This window comes from Cryptosporangium phraense (assembly GCF_006912135.1).
GTDB lineage: Bacteria > Actinomycetota > Actinomycetes > Mycobacteriales > Cryptosporangiaceae > Cryptosporangium > Cryptosporangium phraense.
In genome coordinates, this window is record NZ_VIRS01000009.1 from 25105 (window position 1) to 46871 (window position 21767).

General features: G+C 71.5%; 18 protein-coding genes. 10 read left to right on the forward strand and 8 right to left on the reverse strand.

Going from position 1 to position 21767, the window contains the following annotated elements; genetic code table 11:
• Positions 1-10 precede the first annotated feature (10 nt).
• On the reverse strand, positions 11-319 hold the full coding sequence (locus FL583_RS14445) for a putative signal transducing protein (RefSeq protein WP_205752138.1): 309 nt from the start codon (positions 317-319) through the stop codon (positions 11-13).
• Between the two features lie 124 nt (positions 320-443).
• Here FL583_RS14445 and FL583_RS14450 point away from each other — a divergent pair, with 124 nt between their 5' ends.
• Together FL583_RS14450 and FL583_RS14455 are read left to right on the forward strand one after the other, a co-directional pair.
• Positions 444-743: an STAS domain-containing protein gene (locus FL583_RS14450; protein WP_205752139.1), complete on the forward strand. Its 300-nt coding sequence runs from the start codon at positions 444-446 to the stop codon at positions 741-743.
• A gap of 77 nt (positions 744-820) precedes the next feature.
• Entirely contained in the window at positions 821-2815 is a 1995-nt protein-coding gene (locus tag FL583_RS14455) for a protein meaA (RefSeq protein WP_142705148.1), read from the forward strand.
• On the opposite strand, the gene FL583_RS14460 is transcribed toward FL583_RS14455, so the two are convergent.
• From FL583_RS14460 to FL583_RS14470, 3 genes are all read right to left on the reverse strand, one after another.
• Positions 2794-3846: an arginase family protein gene (locus FL583_RS14460; protein WP_142705149.1), complete on the reverse strand. Its 1053-nt coding sequence runs from the start codon at positions 3844-3846 to the stop codon at positions 2794-2796. The two genes, FL583_RS14455 and FL583_RS14460, sit on opposite strands and share 22 nt — an antisense overlap.
• Before the next feature lie 103 nt (positions 3847-3949).
• On the reverse strand, positions 3950-4582 hold the full coding sequence (locus FL583_RS14465) for a DUF4126 domain-containing protein (RefSeq protein ID WP_142705150.1): 633 nt from the start codon (positions 4580-4582) through the stop codon (positions 3950-3952).
• A 319-nt stretch (positions 4583-4901) separates the two neighbouring features.
• On the reverse strand, positions 4902-6302 hold the full coding sequence (locus tag FL583_RS14470) for a DUF2252 domain-containing protein (protein WP_142705151.1): 1401 nt from the start codon (positions 6300-6302) through the stop codon (positions 4902-4904).
• A gap of 63 nt (positions 6303-6365) precedes the next feature.
• Here FL583_RS14470 and nucS point away from each other — a divergent pair, with 63 nt between their 5' ends.
• Positions 6366-7025 carry an endonuclease NucS gene (gene nucS / locus FL583_RS14475; protein ID WP_142705152.1) on the forward strand — a complete coding sequence of 220 codons (660 nt, stop codon included), beginning with the start codon at positions 6366-6368 and terminating at the stop codon, positions 7023-7025.
• Position 7026: 1 nt separating this feature from the next.
• Here the strand turns inward: nucS and FL583_RS14480 are convergent, their stop codons facing one another.
• Positions 7027-7770, reverse strand: a complete 744-nt coding sequence (locus FL583_RS14480) for an SDR family oxidoreductase (protein ID WP_142705153.1) — start codon at positions 7768-7770, stop codon at positions 7027-7029.
• Between the two features lie 103 nt (positions 7771-7873).
• Here FL583_RS14480 and FL583_RS14485 point away from each other — a divergent pair, with 103 nt between their 5' ends.
• Positions 7874-8791: a LysR family transcriptional regulator gene (locus FL583_RS14485; protein WP_205752140.1), complete on the forward strand. Its 918-nt coding sequence runs from the start codon at positions 7874-7876 to the stop codon at positions 8789-8791.
• Here the strand turns inward: FL583_RS14485 and FL583_RS14490 are convergent.
• A complete protein-coding gene (locus FL583_RS14490) occupies positions 8747-9748 on the reverse strand; it encodes an LLM class flavin-dependent oxidoreductase (RefSeq protein WP_142705155.1) in 1002 nt (333 codons plus the stop codon). The two genes, FL583_RS14485 and FL583_RS14490, sit on opposite strands and share 45 nt — an antisense overlap.
• A gap of 44 nt (positions 9749-9792) precedes the next feature.
• On the opposite strand from FL583_RS14490, the gene FL583_RS14495 reads away from it, so the two are divergent.
• Positions 9793-11889: a S9 family peptidase gene (locus tag FL583_RS14495; protein WP_142705156.1), complete on the forward strand. Its 2097-nt coding sequence runs from the start codon at positions 9793-9795 to the stop codon at positions 11887-11889.
• A 62-nt stretch (positions 11890-11951) separates the two neighbouring features.
• The gene (locus tag FL583_RS14500) at positions 11952-12674 is read left to right on the forward strand and encodes an SGNH/GDSL hydrolase family protein (RefSeq protein WP_142705157.1); all 723 of its coding nucleotides are present in this window, start codon (positions 11952-11954) and stop codon (positions 12672-12674) included.
• On the opposite strand, the gene FL583_RS14505 is transcribed toward FL583_RS14500, so the two are convergent.
• Positions 12654-14168, reverse strand: a complete 1515-nt coding sequence (locus FL583_RS14505) for an aldehyde dehydrogenase family protein (RefSeq protein WP_142705158.1) — start codon at positions 14166-14168, stop codon at positions 12654-12656. The genes FL583_RS14500 and FL583_RS14505 overlap by 21 nt on opposite strands.
• Positions 14169-14362: 194 nt before the next feature.
• Between FL583_RS14505 and FL583_RS14510 the strand changes: the two genes are divergently transcribed.
• The 4 genes from FL583_RS14510 to FL583_RS14525 are packed head-to-tail and all read left to right on the forward strand — an operon-like array spanning position 14363 to position 17964.
• A complete protein-coding gene (locus FL583_RS14510; RefSeq protein WP_205752142.1) occupies positions 14363-16030 on the forward strand; it encodes a 3-hydroxyacyl-CoA dehydrogenase family protein in 1668 nt (555 codons plus the stop codon).
• Positions 16031-16077: 47 nt separating this feature from the next.
• Complete coding sequence (locus FL583_RS14515; protein ID WP_205752143.1) at positions 16078-16368, forward strand: hypothetical protein; 291 nt, start codon at positions 16078-16080, stop codon at positions 16366-16368.
• Positions 16369-16380: 12 nt separating this feature from the next.
• Complete coding sequence (locus tag FL583_RS14520; protein WP_142705160.1) at positions 16381-17175, forward strand: alpha/beta hydrolase; 795 nt, start codon at positions 16381-16383, stop codon at positions 17173-17175.
• Positions 17176-17187: 12 nt separating this feature from the next.
• Positions 17188-17964: an alpha/beta fold hydrolase gene (locus tag FL583_RS14525; RefSeq protein ID WP_205752144.1), complete on the forward strand. Its 777-nt coding sequence runs from the start codon at positions 17188-17190 to the stop codon at positions 17962-17964.
• 34 nt (positions 17965-17998) lie between these two features.
• Here the strand turns inward: FL583_RS14525 and FL583_RS40100 are convergent, their stop codons facing one another.
• The gene (locus tag FL583_RS40100; RefSeq protein ID WP_170323645.1) at positions 17999-21718 is read right to left on the reverse strand and encodes a hypothetical protein; all 3720 of its coding nucleotides are present in this window, start codon (positions 21716-21718) and stop codon (positions 17999-18001) included.
• Positions 21719-21767 lie beyond the last annotated feature (49 nt).

Sequence of the window (21767 nt, forward strand, 5' to 3'; positions counted from 1 at the left end):
AACCGATTGATCAGTAGGTGCCGGGCCCGACCAGGGCCCGGGCCTGCTCGACGTCCGCGGCGAACACGAGGACCCGGACGCGGCCGCGGCCGGCCTCGGCGGTGGTCGACCGGATGTTGGCGTCCGACAGCACGGCGCGCAGCGCGTTCGCCTCGCCCCGGGAGGGCGCGACCGCGACCTCGTGGAGGAGACCGTAATCGGTGCTCTTTCCGTCCGGACGCGGGCCCACGACCCGCTGGGTTCCGTACGTCCACCGCAACAGCAAAGCCAGGAACGCCACCACCAGGAGAGCGACGATCGGAGCTACGACACCCGTCACGGCTCCAGTGTGCCAGCCCAGAGCCATGCTGACGACGGCCATGTGGCTGCAGTTGCGCACACCCGTATTGTCCTGAATAGGTGATAATGCGTACCGAGACGCTGTTAGCGGAGAGGTACGCATGATGAGCCAGATCGTCACCGCCGGCCCTCGGCTCGATGCGGCGACGGTCGGTGCGCTGCGTGGACGTCTGGACGAGGCGATCGGGTCGGGTTCGGGGCCGCTCGTGCTCGATCTGAGCGCGGTCCAGACCGTCGACGCGATCGGGCTCGGCATGCTGCTCGGGGTCGAGCGCCGGGCCGCGTGCGCCCAGCGTGAACTGCTCCTGCGTGACGTGCCGCTGCGCGTGGCCCGGCTGTTGCGGGCGACGGGGCTGAGCCGGGTCCTCCGCCACGAGACGCATCACCTTGCTCGATTCACCTGACCGGTTGTGGCGTGCGTCATCGCCGTAGGCCAGTTACCCGTCAGTAGACTTCTCGGCACCGACGCCGGAGGTGCCCGATGCCGTACCCGTCCTCGCCGGAACGCGATCGCCCCTGGGTGATGCGGACGTACGCCGGCCACTCGTCCGCGGCGGCCTCGAACGCGCTGTACCGGCGGAACCTGGCCAAGGGCCAGACCGGTCTGTCGGTGGCCTTCGACCTGCCGACGCAGACCGGCTACGACCCCGACCACGAGCTGGCGGCCGGGGAGGTGGGCAAGGTCGGCGTGCCGATCTCCCACCTGGGCGACGCCCGGATCCTGTTCGACGGCATCCCGCTCGACCGGATGAACACGTCGATGACGATCAACGCGACCGCGATGTGGCTGCTCGCGCTCTACGAGGTCGTCGCGCTGGAGCAAGGTGCGGAGCTGACGGACCTCACCGGCACGACCCAGAACGACATCATCAAGGAGTACCTCTCCCGGGGCACCTACGTGTTCCCCCCGGCGCCGAGCCTGCGGCTGATCACCGACATGATCGCCCACACGGTCGTCGCGCTGCCGAAGTGGAACCCGATCAACATCTGCTCGTACCACCTGCAGGAGGCCGGTGCGACGCCGGTGCAGGAGGTCGCGTACGCGCTGTCGACCGCGATCGCCGTGCTCGACGCGGTCCGCGACTCCGGCCAGGTGCCGCAGGAGCGGATGGGTGACGTCGTCGCCCGGATCTCGTTCTTCGTCAACTCCGGGATGCGGTTCGTCGAGGAGATGTGCAAGCTGCGGGCGTTCGCGCAGCTCTGGGACGAGATCACGCTCTCGCGCTACGGGGTGGAGAACCCGAAGCACCGGCGGTTCCGGTACGGCGTCCAGGTGAACTCGCTCGGCCTCACCGAGGCGCAGCCGGAGAACAACGTCCAGCGGATCGTGCTGGAGATGCTCGGCGTGACGCTCTCGCGCAACGCGCGGGCCCGGGCCGTGCAGCTCCCGGCCTGGAACGAGGCGCTCGGCCTGCCCCGGCCCTGGGACCAGCAGTGGGCGCTGCGCATGCAGCAGGTGCTCGCGTTCGAGAGCGACCTGCTGGAGTACGAGGATCTGTTCGACGGCTCCCGCGTGGTCGAGGAGAAGGTCGGGTCGATTCTGGAGGGTGCGCGGGCGGAGATCGCCCGGGTGCAGGACCGCGGTGGTGCGGTTGCGGCGATCGAGTCCGGCTACATGAAGGGCGAGCTCGTGCGCTCGCTGGCCGAGCGTCGGGCCCGGGTCGAGGCCGGCGAGGACGTGATCGTCGGCGTCAACAAGTACACCGAGACCGAGCCGAGCCCGCTCACCGGGGCCGAGAAGGCGATCTTCACGGTCGACGCGGACGTCGAGCAGGCCGCGCGCGACCGGCTCGCGGCCTGGAAGGCCGACCGCGACCAAGCCTCGGTCGACGCCACGCTGGCCGCGCTCGCGGACGCGGCCAAGAACGACACGAACCTGATGGAGCCGACGATCGCCTGCGTGCGGGCCGGCGTCACGACGGGGGAGTGGGCCGGCGTGCTGCGGAACGTGTTCGGCGAGTACCGGGCACCGACCGGGGTGTCGGCGGCCGCGGCCTCGAACCCCGGTGACTCGATCGCCGCGGTTCGCGAGCGGGTGCGCGCCACCGGTGAACAGCTGGGCGGACGGCTGCGGATGCTCGTCGGCAAGCCGGGTCTGGACGGCCACTCCAACGGCGCCGAGCAGATCGCGGTGCGGGCCCGGGACGCCGGGTTCGAAGTCGTCTACCAGGGCATCCGGTTGACCCCGGCGCAGATCGTCGCGGCCGCGGTCGCCGAGGACGTGCACGTGGTCGGGCTGTCGATCCTGTCGGGTGCGCACGCGCTGGCCGTGCCGGCCGTGATCGACGGGCTACGCGCCGCCGGTCTGGACGACGTTCCGGTGATCGTCGGCGGCATCATTCCCGAGGACGACGCCGAGATGCTGAAGGCGGCCGGGGTCGCGCGGGTGTTCACGCCGAAGGACTACGGGCTGAACGAGATCATGTCGGAGATCGTCACGGTCATTGAACAGACTCACGGGCTCGCTACGGCCTGAGCCTCTTCCTCTTCTTCCTTGGTCTCGGTGAGCGCGTCTAGCGCGGACGGCGTGCGGAGCATGCCGTTGCTCGCGACGGCCACCCGCGACGCCGGGGGCAGCGCGCTGACCGACTCGACCAGGTAGTCGGCGAGGGCCGCGGCCCCGACCCGCTCGAAGTCCGAGTCGGGGTTGTACCCGGCGACGCTCCAGCCGACCAGGCCGGGCGCGCCGAGCGCGGACTTGGTGAGCGCGGCGAGCTGCTCCCAGTTCAGGCCACCGGGCAGCGGACGCTCGGTGGCGGCCAGCGCCTGCGCCGAGAGCACGCTCAGATCGACGTGCAACCACCACTGCTCGCCGGTACGCCGGATGTGCTCGACGGCCTCGATCGCGTGCCGCACGACGGCCGCGCCCGGCACCGGGTGGGGGCCGGCCACGCCGAGATCCTGGGCCGACCGGATCCGGATGCTGCCGGACAGCGACGGGATGCCCTCGGCGGTGAGCTCGTCGGCGTCCCGGGTGCCGAGGACCGCGACCGCGCCCGGGGGCACCAGCGGCAGCCGTCTGGACAGGCCGTTGGAGAGCACCGCGTTGGTCTGCGCTAGCAGCGCCAGGCCGAGCGTGCAGTCGGACGCGACGCCGGTCGGCGACTTGTCGGGCGGCCACGCGCACTCGCGACCGGACAGCACGAGCAGGCCGGTGGGGCCCTCGGGGCGGTGCCCGGTCGCGACCAGGCCGCCGAGCAGCACCGGGTTGTCGCCGCCGAGCAGCAGCGGCAGGTTGCCGCTTCCGTGGCTCGCGGAGACCGCGTCGGCCACGCCGTCGATCATCGCGGCGAGCGCCTGCTCGTTCAGCAGACCGGTCTCGGAGTTCCGGGTCAGCGATCGGTCGCCCCCGGCCACCGGCGGCGGCTCCTGCGGCGACCAGCCGGACGGCAGCGCCGCCCGGACGCGTCCCACCAGCCCCTGGGCGTGGACGGCGGCCGGTGCGGCGGCGGCGCCGCCCGCCCGGCCGGACGCGCTGAACGGCACGCTGATGATGTCGATCTCCATCGGACCCCCCTGCGGTCGTGCTGCCGGGGTTCTACCCGGTCGAGTGACCGTGACACGTTCCTGTGGCTCCTGCTACACCTCGAGGAATGAGCCGTCCACTATGTTACCTAAGCAGAGGGTCTGACTGAATTACGGCATTCTTTCGGGTCTTGCGGAGGCGTCGGCGGGCCCGGATCTTCCGGTAGGCCCAGACGAAGAACGCGACCATCGCGACCAGCGCCACGACGACGAGCACGGGCGCCAGGAGCGCGAGCAGGGAGAGCCCGACGCTCGCGACGTCTTCGAGGACGCTGACCACCGGCGCGGCGAAACCGGCGCTCCCGGCGTTCAGAACCGGGCGGGCGGTGGCTTTTCCGGCGTGGACGACCAGCGCGAGCACGACGCCGACGGCGATCGGCACCCAGGCGCCGTGCTCGACGAAACTGCCGGGGTCGTTCACGGTCACCGCGTCGGACGTCGCGGTGGCGCCGAACGCGAGGCCGCCTGCGGTCGGCCGGACGACGGTCTGCAGGACGTCGTTCAGCGAGTCGACGACCGGCACCTTGTCGGCGACCATCTCGATCGCCAGCAGGGCGGCCAGGATCACCAGCGCCCAGCCGCTGTCGAGCCACTGCCAGCCGGCCGGGAGCGTGACGGTGTCGGTGAAGCGGGAGAGCACCCCGAGCGTGAGCAGCGGGATGTAGGCGTTCAGACCTGACGAGGCAGCCAGACCGGTACCGGTGAGAAATTCGAGCACGCTTCACACGGTAGAACCGTGGTGCGACAGTTACGCGCTGCTGTCAGGAAGGCGGCGTAATCGGCTCGGGGTCGGGCTGGGGCTCCGGGTCCGGGGGCAGCGGGGACGGGCCGGGCTCCGGAGACGGCTCGGGGCCCGGGTACGGGCTGGGACCGGGCGGGGGGACCGGAACCGGCGCGGGGGCCGGCGGCGGCACCGGCGGGCCCGGCATCGGCAGCGGAGGTACGCGGTTCTCGAACGGAGCGGTCATGGGCCAGAGCGTGGCACGCTCACGCCCCGCTGTCGACGCGTCGACCGGCGCGCCGCGGGCGGCGTTCGCTCAGTCCGGGTCCTCGATCTCGGCCGGGAGACGTCCTAGGCGGACGGCCGCGGCCAGCGCGTCGTGGTCGGACTCGGTCTGGTCGGCGTAGGCCACCGCGAACGACGCGATCGCCTGGTCGAAGTCGTCACCGTCGCCCGTGTCACCGTCCACGTAGCCGCTCAGCACGCGCGGATCCGCCGACTGGGCGTGCGACCGCGCCAGCACCGCGCCCACGACCCGGGCGTAGTCGTCGAGCTGGTTCGGCTTCAGCAGCGCCGGGTCGATGCTGCCCTTCATGTCGCGGAACTGGCGGACCAGGAACGGCCGGCCGTCGACCGTCGTCCATCCGAGCAGGATGTCGCTGACCGTCTGCATCCAGCGCTGCCCGCGCACGATCCGCTCGCCGTTGTGCTCGTACGGTGTCGCCTCCACGTACGGCGCCAGCGCGGACGGACCGGCCTCCTTCACCTGCAGCACGAGCGCGTCCTCGCCGTTGCCGTGCAGCAGGACGATGAAGCTGCGCCGTCCGACGCTGCCCAGCCCGACGACCCGGTGCGCGATGTCGGCCACCGAGTACCGCTGGAGCAGTTGCTTGAGCTCGTCGTCGAGGCAGCCGCTGGCGTACTCCTCGAGGCCGTCCAGCACCGACTGCTCGGTCTCCGGGCTCACGTGGGCGAGGATCGGCGGGTCGTCGACGAACCGCCAGTGGTCGGTCTCGGCCCGCTCGGCGAACTTCTCGACGACCCGGCGGCTGGTGTTCCTCCGGGCCTTCTTGCCGATCCTCTTGAAGACTTCGCCGAGCTGATCGACGTCGAAATGGTCGATCGTCTTCTCGTCGGTGGTCAGGTAGAACGCGTCCAAGATCGGCATGTGCGCGAGCTCGCGCAGGGCGGCGCGGTAGGTGCGGGCCGCGTCGGACGCGGCCGCACGGGCGCGGCCCTCGTCGACGCCGGCCTCGCGGCCGGCCACGACGAGGCTGGCCGCCAGACGCTTGAGGTCCCATTCCCAGGGTCCGACGACGGTCTCGTCGAAGTCGTTGACGTCCATCACCAGACGACGCTCGGGCGACGCGTACAGGCCGAAGTTCGATGCGTGGGCGTCGCCGCAGATCCAGGCCGTGATGCCGGACGTCGGGGTGGGCGCCAGATCGGCCGCCATCAGACCGGCGCTGCCGCGGAGGAACGCGAACGGGGACGCGACCATCCGGCCGACGCGGAGCGCGATCAGCTGGTCGACGCGGCCTTCGTTGGTGCGCTCGACGAACTCGACCGGGTCGGGGCGGTCGTGCGCGCGCCCGTAGCGGGAGTGGGTGGTGACCGGGGTCTTGTCGCGGAGCGCGACGCCGGCGGCGTGCACCTCCAGCGGATCGGACCAGGTTCCGAAGACGTGGCTGACGAATCTGCTGGTCGGTGCGCTCACGACGATGACGTTAGCGCCGCCGCGGTTGGATCGATGTCTGGCACCCGACTAGCCTGATTCGCCGTGCGCCTGGTCATTGCTCGCTGCTCGGTCGACTACATCGGTCGGCTCACCGCCCACCTGCCGCCCGCGACGCGGTTGCTGCTGGTCAAGTCGGACGGTTCGGTGTCGATCCACGCCGACGACCGGGCCTACAAGCCGCTGAACTGGATGAGCCCGCCGTGCCGGCTGGAAGAGCAGCCCGGCGTGTGGACGGTGATCAACAAGGCGGGCGAGGAACTGCGGATCACGATCGACGAGGTGCTGCACGACTCGTCGCACGAGCTCGGGGTCGACCCCGGGCTGGTGAAGGACGGGGTCGAGGCCGATCTGCAGCGGCTGCTGGCCGAGCACATCACGACGCTGGGGGAGGGGTACACGCTGGTGCGGCGCGAGTACCCGACCGCGATCGGCCCGGTCGACATCCTCTGCAAGGACGCGGCCGGCGGCACGGTCGCGGTCGAGATCAAGCGGCGCGGCGAGATCGACGGCGTGGAGCAGCTGACCCGCTATCTGGAGCTGTTGAACCGGGATCCGTTGCTGGCGCCGGTGAGTGGGGTGTTCGCGGCTCAGCAGATCAAGCCGCAGGCGTCGGTGCTGGCGCTCGACCGGGGGATCCGGTGCGTGACGCTCAACTACGACGCGCTGCGGGGGATCGACGACTCGGACGGAAAGCTGTTCTAGGTCAGAGTTGTGAGGCGCCGCCGTCGACGGTGAGTTCGGCGCCGGTCGTGAACGTCGCCTCGAACGCCAGGAACAGCACGGCCCTGGCGATCTCGTCCGGCCTCCCGAAGCGACCCATCGGGTTGTCGGCGGCCATCTGCGCCTTGGTCTGCGCGGCGACCTCGGGCGGCAGGTTGCGGTCGAGGATGCCGGTGTCGATCGGCCCGGGGCTCACCGCGTTGACCCGGATCCCGGCGGGCAGCAGTTCGCGTCCGAGGCTCCGGGCCATCAGCCGTAGCGCGGCCTTCGTCGCCGCGTACACGCTGACCATCGGATACCCGACGACGTTCACCACCGAGGTGGTCAGCACGACGCCGCTGCCCGGGTTGAGCAGCGGCGCCAGCTTCTGGACGGTGAAGTACGGGCCCTTGGCGTTGATCGCGAACACCTCGTCGTAGGCCTGTTCGGTGACGGCCTCGAACGGCGCGAAGTACGGGATGCCCGCGTTGACGAACAGCGCGTCGATCGTCCCGAACTCGGTCTTCACCCGATCGGCCAGCGCCTCGACGTCGGCCACCGACCCGGCGTCGCTGCGGACTCCGATCGCCGCCTCGCCGAGTTGTGTGACGGCCGCGTCGAGCGTCGACTGGGTGCGCCCGGTGATCAGGACGCGGGCCCCGCCGTCCACCAGGGCGGCCGCCGTCGTCAGGCCGAAGCCGCTGCTGCCGCCGGTGATCACGACGTTCCTGCCTTCGTATGTGCTCATGACACCGAGTCAAATCCGCTGGTCCGGATGTCGTCCAAGACCCGTTTCGCAACTCGTCATGCCTCGGCGGCATGGGGGTAGATTCCAAAAGGTGCCCGATACTGTGCCGGTTGGACTGGACGCGGCCCTCGACTTCGACCTGCGGCTCGTGCGGTACTTCACGGTCGTGGCCGAGCATCTGAATTTCGCCAAGGCGGCCGAGGCGCTGCACGTGGCGCAGCCCGCTCTGAGCCGGCAGATCATGCGGCTCGAGCAGCAGCTCGGCGTCCGGCTGCTCGATCGGACGCCGCAGGGCAGCCGGCTGACCGAGGCCGGTCGGGTGTTCCTGCCGCAGGCGCTGGGCCTGTTGCGGTCCGCGCGGCAGGCCGCGCACGCGGCCACGGCCTCGGCGAACTCGCTCACGGTCGGTTCGGTCGAGCAGATCGTGGTGACGCCCGCCGTGCGCGACCTCCGCCGCCGTCGTCCGGACGCCCGGGTCGACGTCCGGCACCTGAACTGGTGCGACGCTCATCCGGCGCTGCTCGACGGGTCGGTCGACGTGCTCGTGGGCCGGACGCCGTTCCCGTTCCCGCTCGACGATCTCGACGTGACCGAGCTGTACGAGGAGCCGTCGGTGCTCGTCGTGCCGCTGTTCCACCGGCTTGCCGCCCGGACGTCGGTCACGCCGGACGACTACGCCGACGAGCCGATGCTGCCGTGCCCGGTGACGTCGATGGCGTCGAACACGTTCTGGCGGTTGGAGCCCGGCCGCGCGTCGGCCGACCCTCCGGCCACGATCGACGGGTGGGAGACGAAGCTGGAGCGGGTCGCCGACGGCGAAGCGGTGGCGATCCGTCCGGCGGGCGACCGGCGCAGCACGCTCCGGCCCGATCTGGCCACGATCCCGATCGAGGGCCTGGCCCCGTTCCGAGTAGTCGTCGCCACCCGCCGAAACGCCACCGCCCCCTTGCTCGACGACTTCCGCGAATCCGCGCAGCTACTCCGGGAGCAGGCGCCCGGCCAGGAGTTCGTAGGAGCGTAGGCGGGCGGCGTAGTCCGGGGCCGGGGTGGCGATGATCAGTTCGTCGGCCTCCGTGTCTTCCAGCAGCGCCTTCAAGCCGCTGACCACCTCGTCGGGCGGGCCGACGGTCAAGCGGCCGGCCATCGCCTCGCGGGCGGCCGGGAACGACGGTGAGGCGGCGAACTCCTTGACCTCCTCCGGGGACGTCGGTGACGGGCGCCCGGAGCGGAGCTTGGCCATGTTGAGCGTCCAGAACGCGGCGAACTCGTCGACCTCGGCGGCGTCCTCGGACGCGAACGCGATCGTCGAGACGCTGCTGCGCGGAGCGTCGAGGAACTGCGACGGGCGGAAGTCGCGACGGTAGGCGCGCAGGACCGGGCCGGCGAGCTCGGGGTTGATCTGGTGCGCGAAGCTCGCGGCCAGCCCGTTCACCGCCGCGAACCGCGCTCCGTACTCGCTCGACCCCAGCACCCACAGCTCGGGCGACGTCGGCACGACCGGCGTCGCCTGCACTTGAGCGAACGGGTGATCGGAGGGGAACCCGTCGGTCAAGAACGCCAACAACGAACCCATGAGCTGCGGAAACTCGTTGCCCATGACCTTTTCTTCGGAGCCGCGCAGGGCCAGCGCGGTCAGCCCGTCGGTGCCCGGCGCCCGGCCCAGACCGAGGTCGATCCGGCCCGGGAACATGGCCTCCAGCGTCCGGAACGTCTCGGCGACCTTCAGCGGCGCGTGGTTCGGCAGCATGATGCCGCCCGCGCCCACCCGCAACGTCGTCGTCGCCGCTCCGACCCGGGCGATCAGCAGCTCCGGTGCCGTGCAGGCCAGCGTCGGCGAGTTGTGGTGCTCGGAGAACCAGATCCGCCGGTAGCCCAGCTGCTCCACGGACCGCGCCAGCGACACGCTCGCCTCGATCGCCTCGTGAGCGGTACCGCCATACGGAATGCCGACGAAATCCAGCACGGAGACAGCGTCCATACCGATTCCAACCCCCCACCTCCGGAGGCATTCCCCGCGCTAACGTGCGGAGCATGAGTACTGCTCCGGTCGCCAAGAAGGTTCCGTTCGTTCGTAGCTTCCACGGCGACGAGTTCCAGGACGACTACGCCTGGCTGGCCGACAAGGAAGACCCCGATACGCTGCCGTACCTCACGGCCGAGAACGAGTACACCGAGCAGCAGACCGCTCACCTGGAGAGCCTCCGCGAGACGCTGTTCGACGAGATCAAGCGCCGCACCCAGGAGACCGACCTCTCGGTGCCCAGTCGCAAGGGCGACTGGTGGTACTACTCCCGCACCGAAGAGGGCAAGCAGTACGGCATCCACTGCCGGCTGGCCGCCGAGAACGACCAGATCACCCCGCCCGACACCAAGGACGGCGCCGCCCTGCCCGGCGAGGTGATCCTGCTCGACGAGAACGCCGTCGCCGGTGACCAACCGTTCCTCGCGCTCGGCACGTTCGACGTCAGCCCGGACGACCGGCTGCTCGCGTACTCGACCGACTTCGCCGGCGACGAGCGTTTCACGCTCCGGATCAAGGACCTCACGACCGGCGAGGACCTCGCCGACGAGGTCCCCAACACGTCCTACGGCACCGCCTGGTCGGCCGACGGCACCGAGCTCTTCTACCTCACGGTCGACGACGCCTGGCGGCCGAACCAGGTCTGGCGGCACACCGTCGGCACGCCCGCCGACCAGGACACCGTGGTCTTCGAGGAGCCCGACGAGCGGTTCTGGGTCGGCGTCGGCCTGTCCCGCAGCGAGGCGTACATCGTCGTCCAGACCAGCAGCAAGACCACCAGCGAGGTGCACGTCCTCGACGCGAGGACCCCCCGGGACGACCTGCAACTGATCGCTCCGCGCCGTGACGGCGTCGAGTACTCGGTCGACCACCAGGCCGACGCGCCCGGCCGCGACGAGCGCTTCCTGGTCCTGCACAACGACGACGCCGAGAACTTCGAGCTCGCCACCGCCCCGATCGACGCCCCGGCCGACTGGACACCGCTGATCCCGCACGACCCCGCGGTTCGCCTCTCCGACGTCGACGCGTTCGCCGGCCACGTCGTCGTCCACCTGAGGAAGGACGGGCTGACCGGCCTGCGGGTGCTGGCCGACGGCGAGCAACCCCGGGACCTGGCGTTCCCGGAGGCGGTCTACACGGTCGAGCCGGCCGGGAACCCGGACTACGCGACGACGCAGTTCCGGCTGCACTACACCAGCCTGGTGACGCCGGACTCCGTGTTCGACTGCGACCTGGAGACCGGTGAGCTGACGCTGCGCAAGCAGCAGCCGGTGCTCGGCGGCTACGACCCGGAGCAGTACGAGCAGTTCCGCGAGTGGGCGACCGCCCCCGACGGCACCAAGGTGCCGCTGTCGATCGTGGCCAGGAAAGACACCCCGCGCGACGGTTCGGCGCCCTGCGTGCTCTACGGCTACGGCGCGTACGAGATCAGCATGGACCCGTGGTTCTCGGTGGCCCGGCTGTCGCTGCTCGACCGCGGCTTCGTCTTCGTCGTCGCGCACGTGCGCGGTGGCGGTGAGCTGGGCCGTCATTGGTACGACGACGGCAAGCTGGGCCACAAGATCAACACGTTCACCGACTTCATCGCGGCCGCGCAAGCGGTCGTCGAGGCCGGGTGGACGTCGGTGCCACGGCTGGTGGCCCGGGGCGGCAGCGCCGGTGGGCTGCTGATGGGCGCGATCGCCAACATGGCCCCGGAGGCGTTCGGGGCGATCGTCGCCGAGGTGCCGTTCGTCGACGCGCTGACGTCGATCCTCGACCCGTCGTTGCCGCTCACGGTCACCGAGTGGGAGGAGTGGGGCGACCCGCTGCACGACCCGGAGGCGTACGCCTACATCCGTTCGTACGCGCCGTACGACAACGTCGAGGAACGCCCCTATCCGGCGATCCTGGCCCTGGGCGGGCTGAACGACACGCGGGTGCTCTACCACGAGCCGGCGAAGTGGGTCGCCAAGCTCCGGGCCGTCGGCGCACCGAACGTGCTGCTCAAGACCGAGATGGGGGCGGGGCACTCGGGGCCTAGCGGCCGGTACGACGCCTGGCGCGAGGCGGCCTTCGCGACGGCCTGGATCATCGACATTGTGGGAAAAGCTGGTTAGTTCATCTTCATCTGGCACACTTCCGCTCGCTGAACGGACGGTGAACGCCAGAAGGAGCCCCGATGACACAACCGGTCGGTCGTGTGCACGCCGCGATCTCGCGCCGGATCCCGCATCTCCCCGATGCGGCCGGACCACTCGCCGGTCTGGCCGCGGGGGATGGGGAACCCCTGTCCGTGTTGTTCGTCGGGGACTCCTCGGTGGCCGGGGTCGGTGCCGGTCACCACGGTGAGGCGCTGGCCGGCCAGTTCTCGGCCGCGCTGGCCGAGCGCACCGGTCGTCCGGTGTCGTGGCAGGTCCTGGCCCGGAGCGGGGACACGGTCCGTGGGATCACGGCCCTCGTCTCCGAGGCCGCCGCGGTGGATGCCGACGTCGTCGTGCTCTCCGCCGGCACCAACGACGCTCTGCGCTTCCGGCGCCCGTCGGCCTGGCGGGCCGACGTATCGGTTCTGGTGGACGCTCTGCGAGCACGCATCGGCCGGCCGGTGCCCGTGCTGCTGGTGAGCATTCCGCCGGTGCACCGGTTCGGGTCGTTGCCGCGCGTGTTCCGCTGGTCGATCGGCGGGTACGCGCGGCTGCTCGACCGGCAACTGGCCCGGCTCTGCCTGTCGACGCCGGGGCTGGGCCACCTGTTGACCGGCCCGCTGCCGGTCGACACGGCGAAGTTCTTCGCGATGGACCGCTTCCATCCGTCGCCGCTCGGCTACCGCACCTGGGGACGCCTGCTCGCGGCCGCCGCCGTGCCCTACGTGCTCGAGATGGCGCTAGCGCCGACGTCCGTATAGGGACTTCATCGTCCGGACCAGCAGCGCGTTGGTCTTGTCGGTGCGGGTGAAGCTGTAGATCGCCATCGGGAGGCCGAACCGCTGGCGGGCGATGGCCTTCGGGCGGGTGAACTCGCGCAGGCCGTCCTCGCCGTGGATGCGTCCGAACCCGGAGTCGCCGACGCCGCCGAACGGCAGCGACGCGACCCCGGCGAACGAGAGCACGGAGTTGACGCTGGTCATGCCGGACCGGATCCGGCGGGCCAGCTCGACCCCGCGCCGCTTCGAGAACACTGCGGCACCGAGGCCGTAGGGCGTGCCGTTGGCCCGCTCGACCGCCTCGTCCATGTCCTTGACCTTGCTGACCGTCAGCGTCGGGCCGAACGTCTCCTCCTGCACCGCGGCCGCGTCTTCTGGCACGTCGGTGAGGATCACCGGCTCGACGAACGGCCCGCTGACGGATTCGCTGCCGCCGACGACGGCCTTTCCGCCCCGGGCGAGCGCATCGTCGACGTGACGGCGGATGACGTCGAGCTGGGAGGGCATCGTCGCCGGGCCGTAGTGGGCGTCGACGGCCTCGCCGGGCGTGATGCTCTCGGCGGCTTTGGTGAGCTTCGCGAGGAACGGCTCGTACACCGCCTCGTGGACGTACACCCGCTCGGTGCCGATGCACGTCTGGCCGCCGTTGGACAGCCCGCCCCAGACGGCGGCGTCGGCGGCGGCGTCCAGATCGGCGTCGGCGTCGACGACCAGCGGGTCCTTGCCGCCGCACTCGATCAGCACCGGGGTCAGCGTGGCCGCGGCCGCGGCCATGATCTTCTTGGCCGTCGCCGTCGACCCGGTGAACGCGATCTTGTCGACGCCGGCCGACGTCAGCGCCGCGCCGGTCTCGCCGCCGCCGTAGACGCCGGTGAGCACCGGGTGCTCGGGCACGACCTCGGCGAACGTGTCGACCAGCCACTTCCCGACCAGCGGCGTGTACTCGCTGGGCTTGAACACCACGGCGTTGCCCGCGGCCAGCGCGTAGGCGATCGACCCCATCGGCGTGAACACCGGGTAGTTCCACGGCCCGATCACGCCGACGACGCCGAGCGGCGCGTACTCCAGCGTGGCGGCGATGTTCGACGCGAGCATCCCGGACGCGACCCGGCGCGGCCCGAGGACCTTGGCCGCCTTCTTCGCCGCCCAGTCGATGTGGTGGACGGTGATCAGCAGTTCGAGCATCGCGTCGTCGGTCGGTTTGCCGTTCTCGCGGTGCATGAGGTCGGTGATCTCGTCCAGGCGCTGGGTGATCGTCGCGCGCCACTGCAGCAGGCGGGTCCGGCGTCCGGCGTAGCCCAGGGCGGCCCACCAGGCAGCCGCCGGCCGGGCCTTCTCGACGGCGTCGCGGACGCCGTCGGCGTCGCTGACCGGAACGCGGCCGACCTCCTCGCCGGTGGCCGGGCTCGACGAGACGAGGAACCCGCCGTCGAACGCCGGAGTGCCAGGGCGCGAGGTCTGATCGGTCACGGTCATCGGGACCTCCTGCGAGTGCGGCTGTTGGCCGCGAGTCTAGGACGCAACCTAACTCGCGAGTAACCCCAGGTGATTCGGTTCAGATGCGGGCAAGCCCCCATAAGGCGTGTGATGCGGGCCATGGTGCCGCCTATGTTACTGGCCGGTATGCCACACTCCTGAGCACTCCGCGGCCAGCTAGGAGAGGGGCGACCGTGTCCAGGGACTTCGCGCGCATCGGCATCATCGGTCTGGGAACGCTGGGAGCGGGGCTGGCGGAGGAACTCGCCCGCGCCGGCTTCTACGTAGTGGGTGTGGACATCGATTCGGCGGCCCGGGCGCGGGTCTCCGTGCCGGTGTCGTCCTCGGTGGAGGTGCTGTCCGACGTCGATCTGGTGATCGAGGCGGTGCCCGAGCGGCTCGAGCTCAAGAAGCGGGTGTTCGCCGAGCTGGGCTCCGTCGTGCCGCCGTCGGCGATCGTCGCCTCGGCGGCGTCGGCGTTGTCGGTGACCGAGCTGGCGGTGGCGGCCGCCCACCCGCACCGGGTGGTCGGTCTGCACTTCCTCGGCGACTCGCTGGTCGAGGTCGTCCGGACCGTGTTCACCGATCCCGAGGTCGTCGACGACGCGGTCGAGCTGCTGACCGGGCGGCTGGACCGGAACCCGCTGGTCGTCGGCGACCGGCCCGGGCTGATCACGTCGTCGCTGCTCTTCGCGTACCTGAACCAGGCCGTGTCGTTCGTGGAGTCCGGGTACGCGACCCGCGACGACGTCGACGCGGCGATGCGGTACGGCTGCGGGTTACCGACCGGGCCGCTGGCCGTCGTCGACCGGATCGGGCTCGACACGACGTTCGACGTCCTCACCGCGCTGTACGCGCAGAGCGGGGACCGGCGGCACGCGCCGTCGCCGCTGCTCAAGCAGATGATCGCGGGCGGCCTGCTCGGGGTGAAGTCGGGGCGCGGCTTCTACACCTATGTGGACGGTTCGCCGGTGGTCGATTCCTCGGTGGGGCCGGAGGGGGTCGAGGCGCGGCCGGTGCGGACGGTCGGCGTCGTCGGCTCGGGGACGATGGCGACCGGGATCGTCGAGGTGTTCGCGAAGGCCGGGTACCCGGTCATCTACGTGACCCGGAGCGACGCGAAGAGTGCCGCGGTGCTGGCCGCGCTGACGAAGTCGCTGGACCGCGCGGTGGCCAAGGGGAAGCTGGCGTCGTCCGCGGAGGTCCTGTCCCGGGTCGGGGCCAGCTCGAGCTACGACGACCTGGCCGACGTCGACCTGGTCGTCGAAGCCGTGGTCGAGGACCTCGACGTCAAACGGACGCTCTTCGAGACGCTCGACGCGGTGTGCAAGCCGGGCGCGGTGCTGGCGACGACGACGTCGAGCCTGCCGGTGATCGAGTGCGCGACCGCGACCAAACGTCCGCAGGACGTCGTCGGTCTGCACTTCTTCAACCCGGCGCCGGTGATGAAGCTGGTCGAGGTCGTGTCGACGGTGTCGACGGCCCCGGACGTGGTGGCGACCGCGCACGCCGTCACCGGCTCCCTGGGGAAGCACCCGGTGAACTGCCGGGACCGGGCCGGGTTCATCGTGAACGCGCTGCTGTTCCCGTACCTGAACGACGCGGTCGCGATGCTCGACGCCCACTACGCCGACACCGACGAGATCGACACCGCGGTCACGCTCGGGTTCGGGTATCCGATGGGCCCGTTCGCGCTGCTGGACGTCGTCGGGCTGGACGTCTCGCTGGCGATCCAGAAAGAGCTGCACACCGAGTTCCACGAGCCGGGGTTCTCACCGTCGCCGTTGCTCTCGCACCTGGTCGCGGCCGGCTACCTGGGCCGGAAGACGCAACGCGGCTTCCGGGACTACGCCCGGAAGTGACCGGGCGGGTCCGGGAACGATTCAGGGGTGCGGCACGCTGTGTAAGCGTGGGCCGGCACAACCATCAGCGACGCCGGGGCCGGGGCAGCGACCCCGGCCCCCGCGAGCCGTACGTACCCGTCGTCGACATGGTCGAGGACGGGTGGGTGGTGCGCCATCTGGCCGGGTCGTCGTCGGGGAAGACGTACCGGTGCCCGGGATGCCAGCAGGAGGTCCGGCCGGGCACGGCGCACGTGGTGGTGTGGCCCGAAGCCGGCGCCTGGGCGGGTCAGGCCTCGGCCGACGACCGCCGCCACTGGCACACGCCATGCTGGAGCGCCCGGTCGCGGCGCCGGTGAGAAAATGGGTTCGTGGCTCGCATCGGTGCTAACTCGGTTCTGCCGGCGGATCGTCGGGACATCACGCTGGAGACCGCGGACGGGCTGACGCTCGTCGGGGAGCTGGCGCTGCCGCTGGGGCGGCCGCCGGCCGCGACGCTGGTCTGCCTGCACCCGCTGCCGACCCACGGCGGCATGATGGACAGCCACCTCTTCCGCAAGGCCGCCCAGCGCCTGCCCGCGCTGGCCGGCGTCGCCGTGCTCCGGTTCAACACGCGGGGGACGACGTCCGAGCGCGGGACCAGCGAGGGGTCGTTCTCGCAGGCCGTGGACGAACGCTTCGACGTCGCGGCGGCGATCGAGTACGCGGAGTTCGAAGAACTCCCGAATCCCTGGATCGTGGGCTGGTCGTTCGGCACCGACCTCGCGCTGATGTACGGGTGCGACCCGGGCATCGTCGGTGCGATCCTGCTCTCGCCGCCGCTGCGCTTCAGCCGGCCTTCGGACCTGGAGACCTGGGCCGACTCCGGTAAACCGGTGGTTGCTCTCGTACCGGAGTTCGACGACTACCTCCGCCCGGACGAGGCCCGGGAGCGCTTCGAACCGCTCACCCAGGCAGAAATCGTCCCCGTGGCCGGTGCGAAGCACCTCTGGGTGGGCTATGCGGAGCGGGTGCTCGACGAGATCGTCGCGCGAACCGTGTCAACCGACCTGGTGCCGCTCCCACGCGAATGGGACGGACCCATGGAAACTGGAGACGCCAGCCAGTACGCAGACCGGACCGTGGCCGCGTTCGCGGACGTGCCGCGACCGGAGCCGCAGGACTAACCAGGGGGAACCGTGACGGTCGAGTTGACCTACCAGGAGAGCGGACACGGCACGCCGTTGGTGCTGCTCCACGCGTTCCCGCTCTCCTCGGCGATGTGGGCCACCCAGCACTGGCTGCTGGCCGACACGTGCCGGCTCATCACGCCCGACCAGCGCGGCTGGGGCGACTCGCCGCTCGGCGACGAGAAGCCGTCCATGGACGTCCTGGTCGACGACCTGGCGCTGTTGCTCGACGACCTGAAGCTCGAGAAGGTCGTGCTCGGCGGGCTCTCGATGGGTGGGTACGTCACGATGGCGTTCCTGCGGCGGTACCCCGAGCGGGTGCTGGGGATGGTGCTCGCGAACACCAAGGCGTCGGCGGACAACGAGAACGCGGCGGCCAACCGGATCGGGATCGCCCATGCGCTCGAACACACGCACTCGGCCGAGCCGCTGATCGAGAACGTCTTCACCAACCTGCTGGGGTCGACGACCCGGGAGACGAAGCCCGCGGTGGCCGAGGCGGCCCGGGCGGCGATCCTGGCCGCGCCGCCGGACGCGGCCGCGTGGGCGGAGTACGCGATGGCGTCGCGGGTGTCGTCGTTCGACGTGCTGGAGCGGGCGGACGTGCCGACGCTGATCATCTCCGGCGAGGAGGATGCGCTGATCACCGACGCGGACGTGGCGGCGATGGCGGACGTGCTGCCGGACGCTCAGGTGGTGCAGATACCGCACGCCGGGCACCTGACCGCGATCGAGGATCCGACCGCGTTCGACGGCGCCGTCCGGGCGCTGCTCGCCCGCGTCTGAGCGGTTCGTTCGCGTCTAGGCGGTTCGTTCGCGTCTAGGCGGGTTTGCCGTCTCGGCGGTCGTCTCGGCGCTCGGCTCGCCAGGTGAGGTCGAGGGTCGGGCCGACGCCGACCGCGGCGCGGTCGTCCACCAGGCCGAGCATCGACCCGGCTCGCTGCCGTCCGGCTTCGTCGGCGCTCTCCTCGGCCGGCGCCGGGGTGGCCGGTTGGGGTTCGGGGGTGGCCGTGCGGGCCGGCGGGTGTGGGTTGGCCGCCAGGCGGGCGCCCAGGGTCTGCCGGGGTGAGGAAGTCTCGCGCTCGGAGGGGGTGGGGCGTTCGGGCTGCTCGTCGGGCGTGGAGCCGTTCACCGAGGGTTTGGGCTGCTTCTCGGCCTCGGAGTTCGTGGCCGGCTCGTCCTTCGGCGCGTCGCTCCCGGACGCCTCGGGCGCGTCCTTCTTCGGGGCCTCGGCCTCGGCGGCTTCGGCGGCCTCGGGAGCTTCAGCCTTGGCGGATTCTGCCTTCGGAGCCTCCGCCTTCAGGGCCTCCGTCCTCGGGGCGTCGGTCTTCGGGACGTCGGTCTTCGGAGCGTCGGTCTTCGGGGACGGGGGCTCCGGCGGCGGGGGTGGCGCGACCGCGGACAGGTTGGCCAACAGGCCTCCGCCCAGGCCGGACAACGCATCCTGCAGCCGGTTCATCTCGTTGTTGATCGCATCGCGCCGCTCGATCAACGCGGCGACCTCGGCGCGCAACCGAGCCTCCTCCTTGCGCGCCCCGGCCACCGTCTTCTCGGCCTCCTCGCGCGCCTTGCGCGTCGTCGAGTGCGCCTCGAGCCCGGCCTTCTCCTTCGTGTTCCGCGCCCGGAGTTCGGCGTCCCGCTGCATCGTCGCGCTCTTGGCCTTGGCGTCGTCGAGCGTCTTCTTGGCCCGCGAGCTCGCGTCGGCGGCGATGCGCTCGGCCTCGGCGACCGCGTTCGAGATCATCTGCTCGGCCCGGGCGGCCGCCTCCTCGGTCGCCGACCGGGACATCTCCTCGGCCTCGGCGTGCACCCGCGTCGCGTACTCGTCGGCCTCGGTCGTCGCCGCGGTCGCGACCTGCGTGGCCTCGGAGAGCAGCGTCGACGCCTTCTTCTCGGCCTTGGCCACGAGCTCGGTCGACGACTTCTCGGCCGCCGCCGTGACCTCGGCCGCGCGCTTCTCGGCCGCCGCCTGCCGGGCCGACGCCTCGGCCGTCACCCGGCGGGCGTGCTCGTCGGCGTCGCGGCGGGTCGTCGCCGCGTAGGTGTCGGCCTCGCCGCGCACGGTCGTGCTGTGCTCGTCGGCCTCCTGGCGGGTCGTGTTCGAGTAGTCCTCGGACTCCCGCGCGACCCGCTCGGCGTGGTCGTCGGCGGCCTTCATCGTCTCGTTCGCGAGCTGCTCGGCCGCGGCCGTCGTCTCGCCGGCCTTCTTCTCGGCCGCCTCGGTCAGCTCGTTGGCCCGCATCCGCGCGACCATCTTGGCGCCGGCGACAGTCGTCGCGGCCTCCTGCTCGGCGGTGTGCAGCTTCTCCTGCGCCTCGGCGAGCGCGGCCGCGGCCTCGTCCCGGTCGTCCTGGGAGCTCTTCAGCAGCTCCTTGGCCTGGTCGCGGAGCTCGTTGGCCTTCTCCTGGGCCACCCGGACCAGCTCGGCCGACTTCTCCTCGGACTGCGCGATCGTCGTCGCGGCCTTCTCGTCGGCGTCGGCCACGGCCTTGGCCGCGGAGTCCTCGGCCTCGCGGGCCCGCCGGAACACGTCCGCGGTGGCCTCGGCGGCGTCGGTCGCGGCCTGCGCGGCCTGCTCGTGGGCCTCGGTGACGATGGCCTCGGCGTGCTGCTCGGCGTCGGCCCGGAGCGCCCGGGCGCGCTCCTCGGCCGAAGAGATCAGCGACGCGGCCTTCTCCTCGGCGGTGCTGCGGACGGCGGCGGCCCGCCGCTCGGCGTCGGCCACCATCTCCTTGGCCCGCCGCTCGGCGTTGGTGACCAGGTCGCGGCCGCGGTCTTCGGCGACCGAGATGATCGTGCGGGCGCGGTCCTGCGCCTGCCCGACCGTCGTCTCGGCCGACGCGACGGCGTCGCGCGTGACCTGCGCGGCCTGCTGCTCGGCCGCGTCGATCATCGCCTGGACCTGCTCGTCGGCCTGCGCGGTGTGCGCGGACGCGGTGCGCTCGGCGTCGCCGACGATGCGCGCCGCCTCTTCGCTCGCCTGGGTCGTCAGCGCGAGCCGGCGCGCCTCGGCCTCGGCGGTGAGATCGTCCGCCCGCCGCTGGGCGTCGTCGGTGAGCCGGGTGGCCTCGGCGGTCGCCTCCGCGGTGACCCGGGCCGCCTCGGCGGTGGCCTGCTCGGTCGTCTGCTTCGCGGCCTGCTCGGCCTCGCGCCGGGTGGACTTCGCGTAGTCGTCGGCCTCGCGGGCGACCCGCTCGGCGTGGTCGTCGGCCTTCCGGTTCGCCGTTTTGACGTGCTCGTCCGCCTGCCGACGGGTGGTCTCCGCGTACTCGTCGGCCGCGGTCGACGTCGACGTCTTGTACGCGTCGGCCTCGGCCCGGACGTTCGTCGCGTGGGTGTCGGCCTCGCGACGGGTGCTCTGCGAGTACTCGTCCGCCCCGAGCCGGACCGTGCTCTCGTGGTCGTCGGCCAGCCGGGCGACCCGTTCGGCGTGGTCGTCGGCCTCTTTGCGGGTGGCCTTGGCGTACTCGTCGGCGTCGTGCCGGGCCGCGTTCGCGTAGTCGTCGGCCTCGCGGGCGACGCCTTCGGCGTGGTTGTCGGCGTCCTTGACCTTCTGCGCGGCCTGCTTGGCGGCGTCGGCGACCCGCTGTTCGGCCTCGGCGACCCGGTTCTCGGCCTGCTCGATCAGCGCGTCGGCGCGCTCCTTGGCCTCGGCCTCGATCGTGTTGGCCAGCTCGCGCGCCTCGGCCGCGAGCTGCTCGGCCTGTTCCTCGGCGTCGTTGATGGCGGCCGACAGACGAGCGTCGGCGGCCGCGTGGATCTGGCTCGCGTAGGCGTCGGCCTCGGACCGGCCCTGGGCCGAGTAGGCGTCGGCCTTCGAGCGGACGGTCTCGGCGTAGTCGTCGGCCTCGGCCCGCACCTGCTCGGCGTAGGTCTCGGCCTCGGCCGGGATCGCGGTCGCGCGCTCCTCGGCGTCCTGCAGGAGCGCGTCCGCCTGGCGGCGGGCCTCGGTGGTGTTCTCGTCGATGATCTCCTGCGCGCGGGCGATCTCTTCCCGCAGGCCGATCAGGTGTTCGACGAGCTCGCGCTCGGCTTCTTCGCGCTGCCGGGTCATCTCCTCTTCGGCGTCGCGGAGTAAGCCCCGGGCGTCCTGGGCCGCTTCGTCGAGGACGCGGTGTGCGGCCGCCTCGGCCTCGGCCGCGGCCCGCTGGACCGTGTTGCGCGCCCCGAGGAGCTCGTTCTGGGCCGTGGACCGGAGCTCGGTGGCCTCGGCCTCGGCGAGGTCGAGAATCTGCTGGACGCGGGCGCTGACCTCGGCGTGCGGGTTCCGGACGGCGTACTCGAGCTGCTGGCGCAGGTGGTAGATCTCGCCCCGGTGACGGTCGATCTCCGCGTGCAGACGCTCGACCTGAGCGCCGTACGCGTCGGAGCGCGCGTAAGCGGCGTCGCGGTCAGCCGCGATCGCGCCCAGCTCGCTCTCTAACCGGCCGAACGCGTCCTCGACCTGACGTCGGTCGTATCCGCGCAGCACCACCTCGAACGACGGCGAAGGTTCGCCGCCGTTCACGGGGAGAAGGCCGTGCCCGTCCTCCAACGACATGCAGTCATACTCGCATCGTTCCGAGCCAGACCCCCAGAACGGCGGTCAG

Excerpts from the sequence above, each read along its gene's own strand:
- FL583_RS14505 (WP_142705158.1), bottom strand. The coding sequence starts at position 14,168 with ATGACCGTGACCGATCAGACCTCGCGCCCTGGCACTCCGGCGTTCGAC.
- FL583_RS14490 (WP_142705155.1), bottom strand. The coding sequence starts at position 9,748 with ATGGACGCTGTCTCCGTGCTGGATTTCGTCGGCATTCCGTATGGCGGT.
- FL583_RS14455 (WP_142705148.1), top strand. The coding sequence starts at position 821 with ATGCCGTACCCGTCCTCGCCGGAACGCGATCGCCCCTGGGTGATGCGG.
- FL583_RS14450 (WP_205752139.1), top strand. The coding sequence starts at position 444 with ATGAGCCAGATCGTCACCGCCGGCCCTCGGCTCGATGCGGCGACGGTC.
- FL583_RS14460 (WP_142705149.1), bottom strand. The coding sequence starts at position 3,846 with ATGGAGATCGACATCATCAGCGTGCCGTTCAGCGCGTCCGGCCGGGCG.
- FL583_RS40100 (WP_170323645.1), bottom strand. The coding sequence starts at position 21,718 with ATGTCGTTGGAGGACGGGCACGGCCTTCTCCCCGTGAACGGCGGCGAA.
- FL583_RS14480 (WP_142705153.1), bottom strand. The coding sequence starts at position 7,770 with ATGAGCACATACGAAGGCAGGAACGTCGTGATCACCGGCGGCAGCAGC.
- FL583_RS14500 (WP_142705157.1), top strand. The coding sequence starts at position 11,952 with ATGACACAACCGGTCGGTCGTGTGCACGCCGCGATCTCGCGCCGGATC.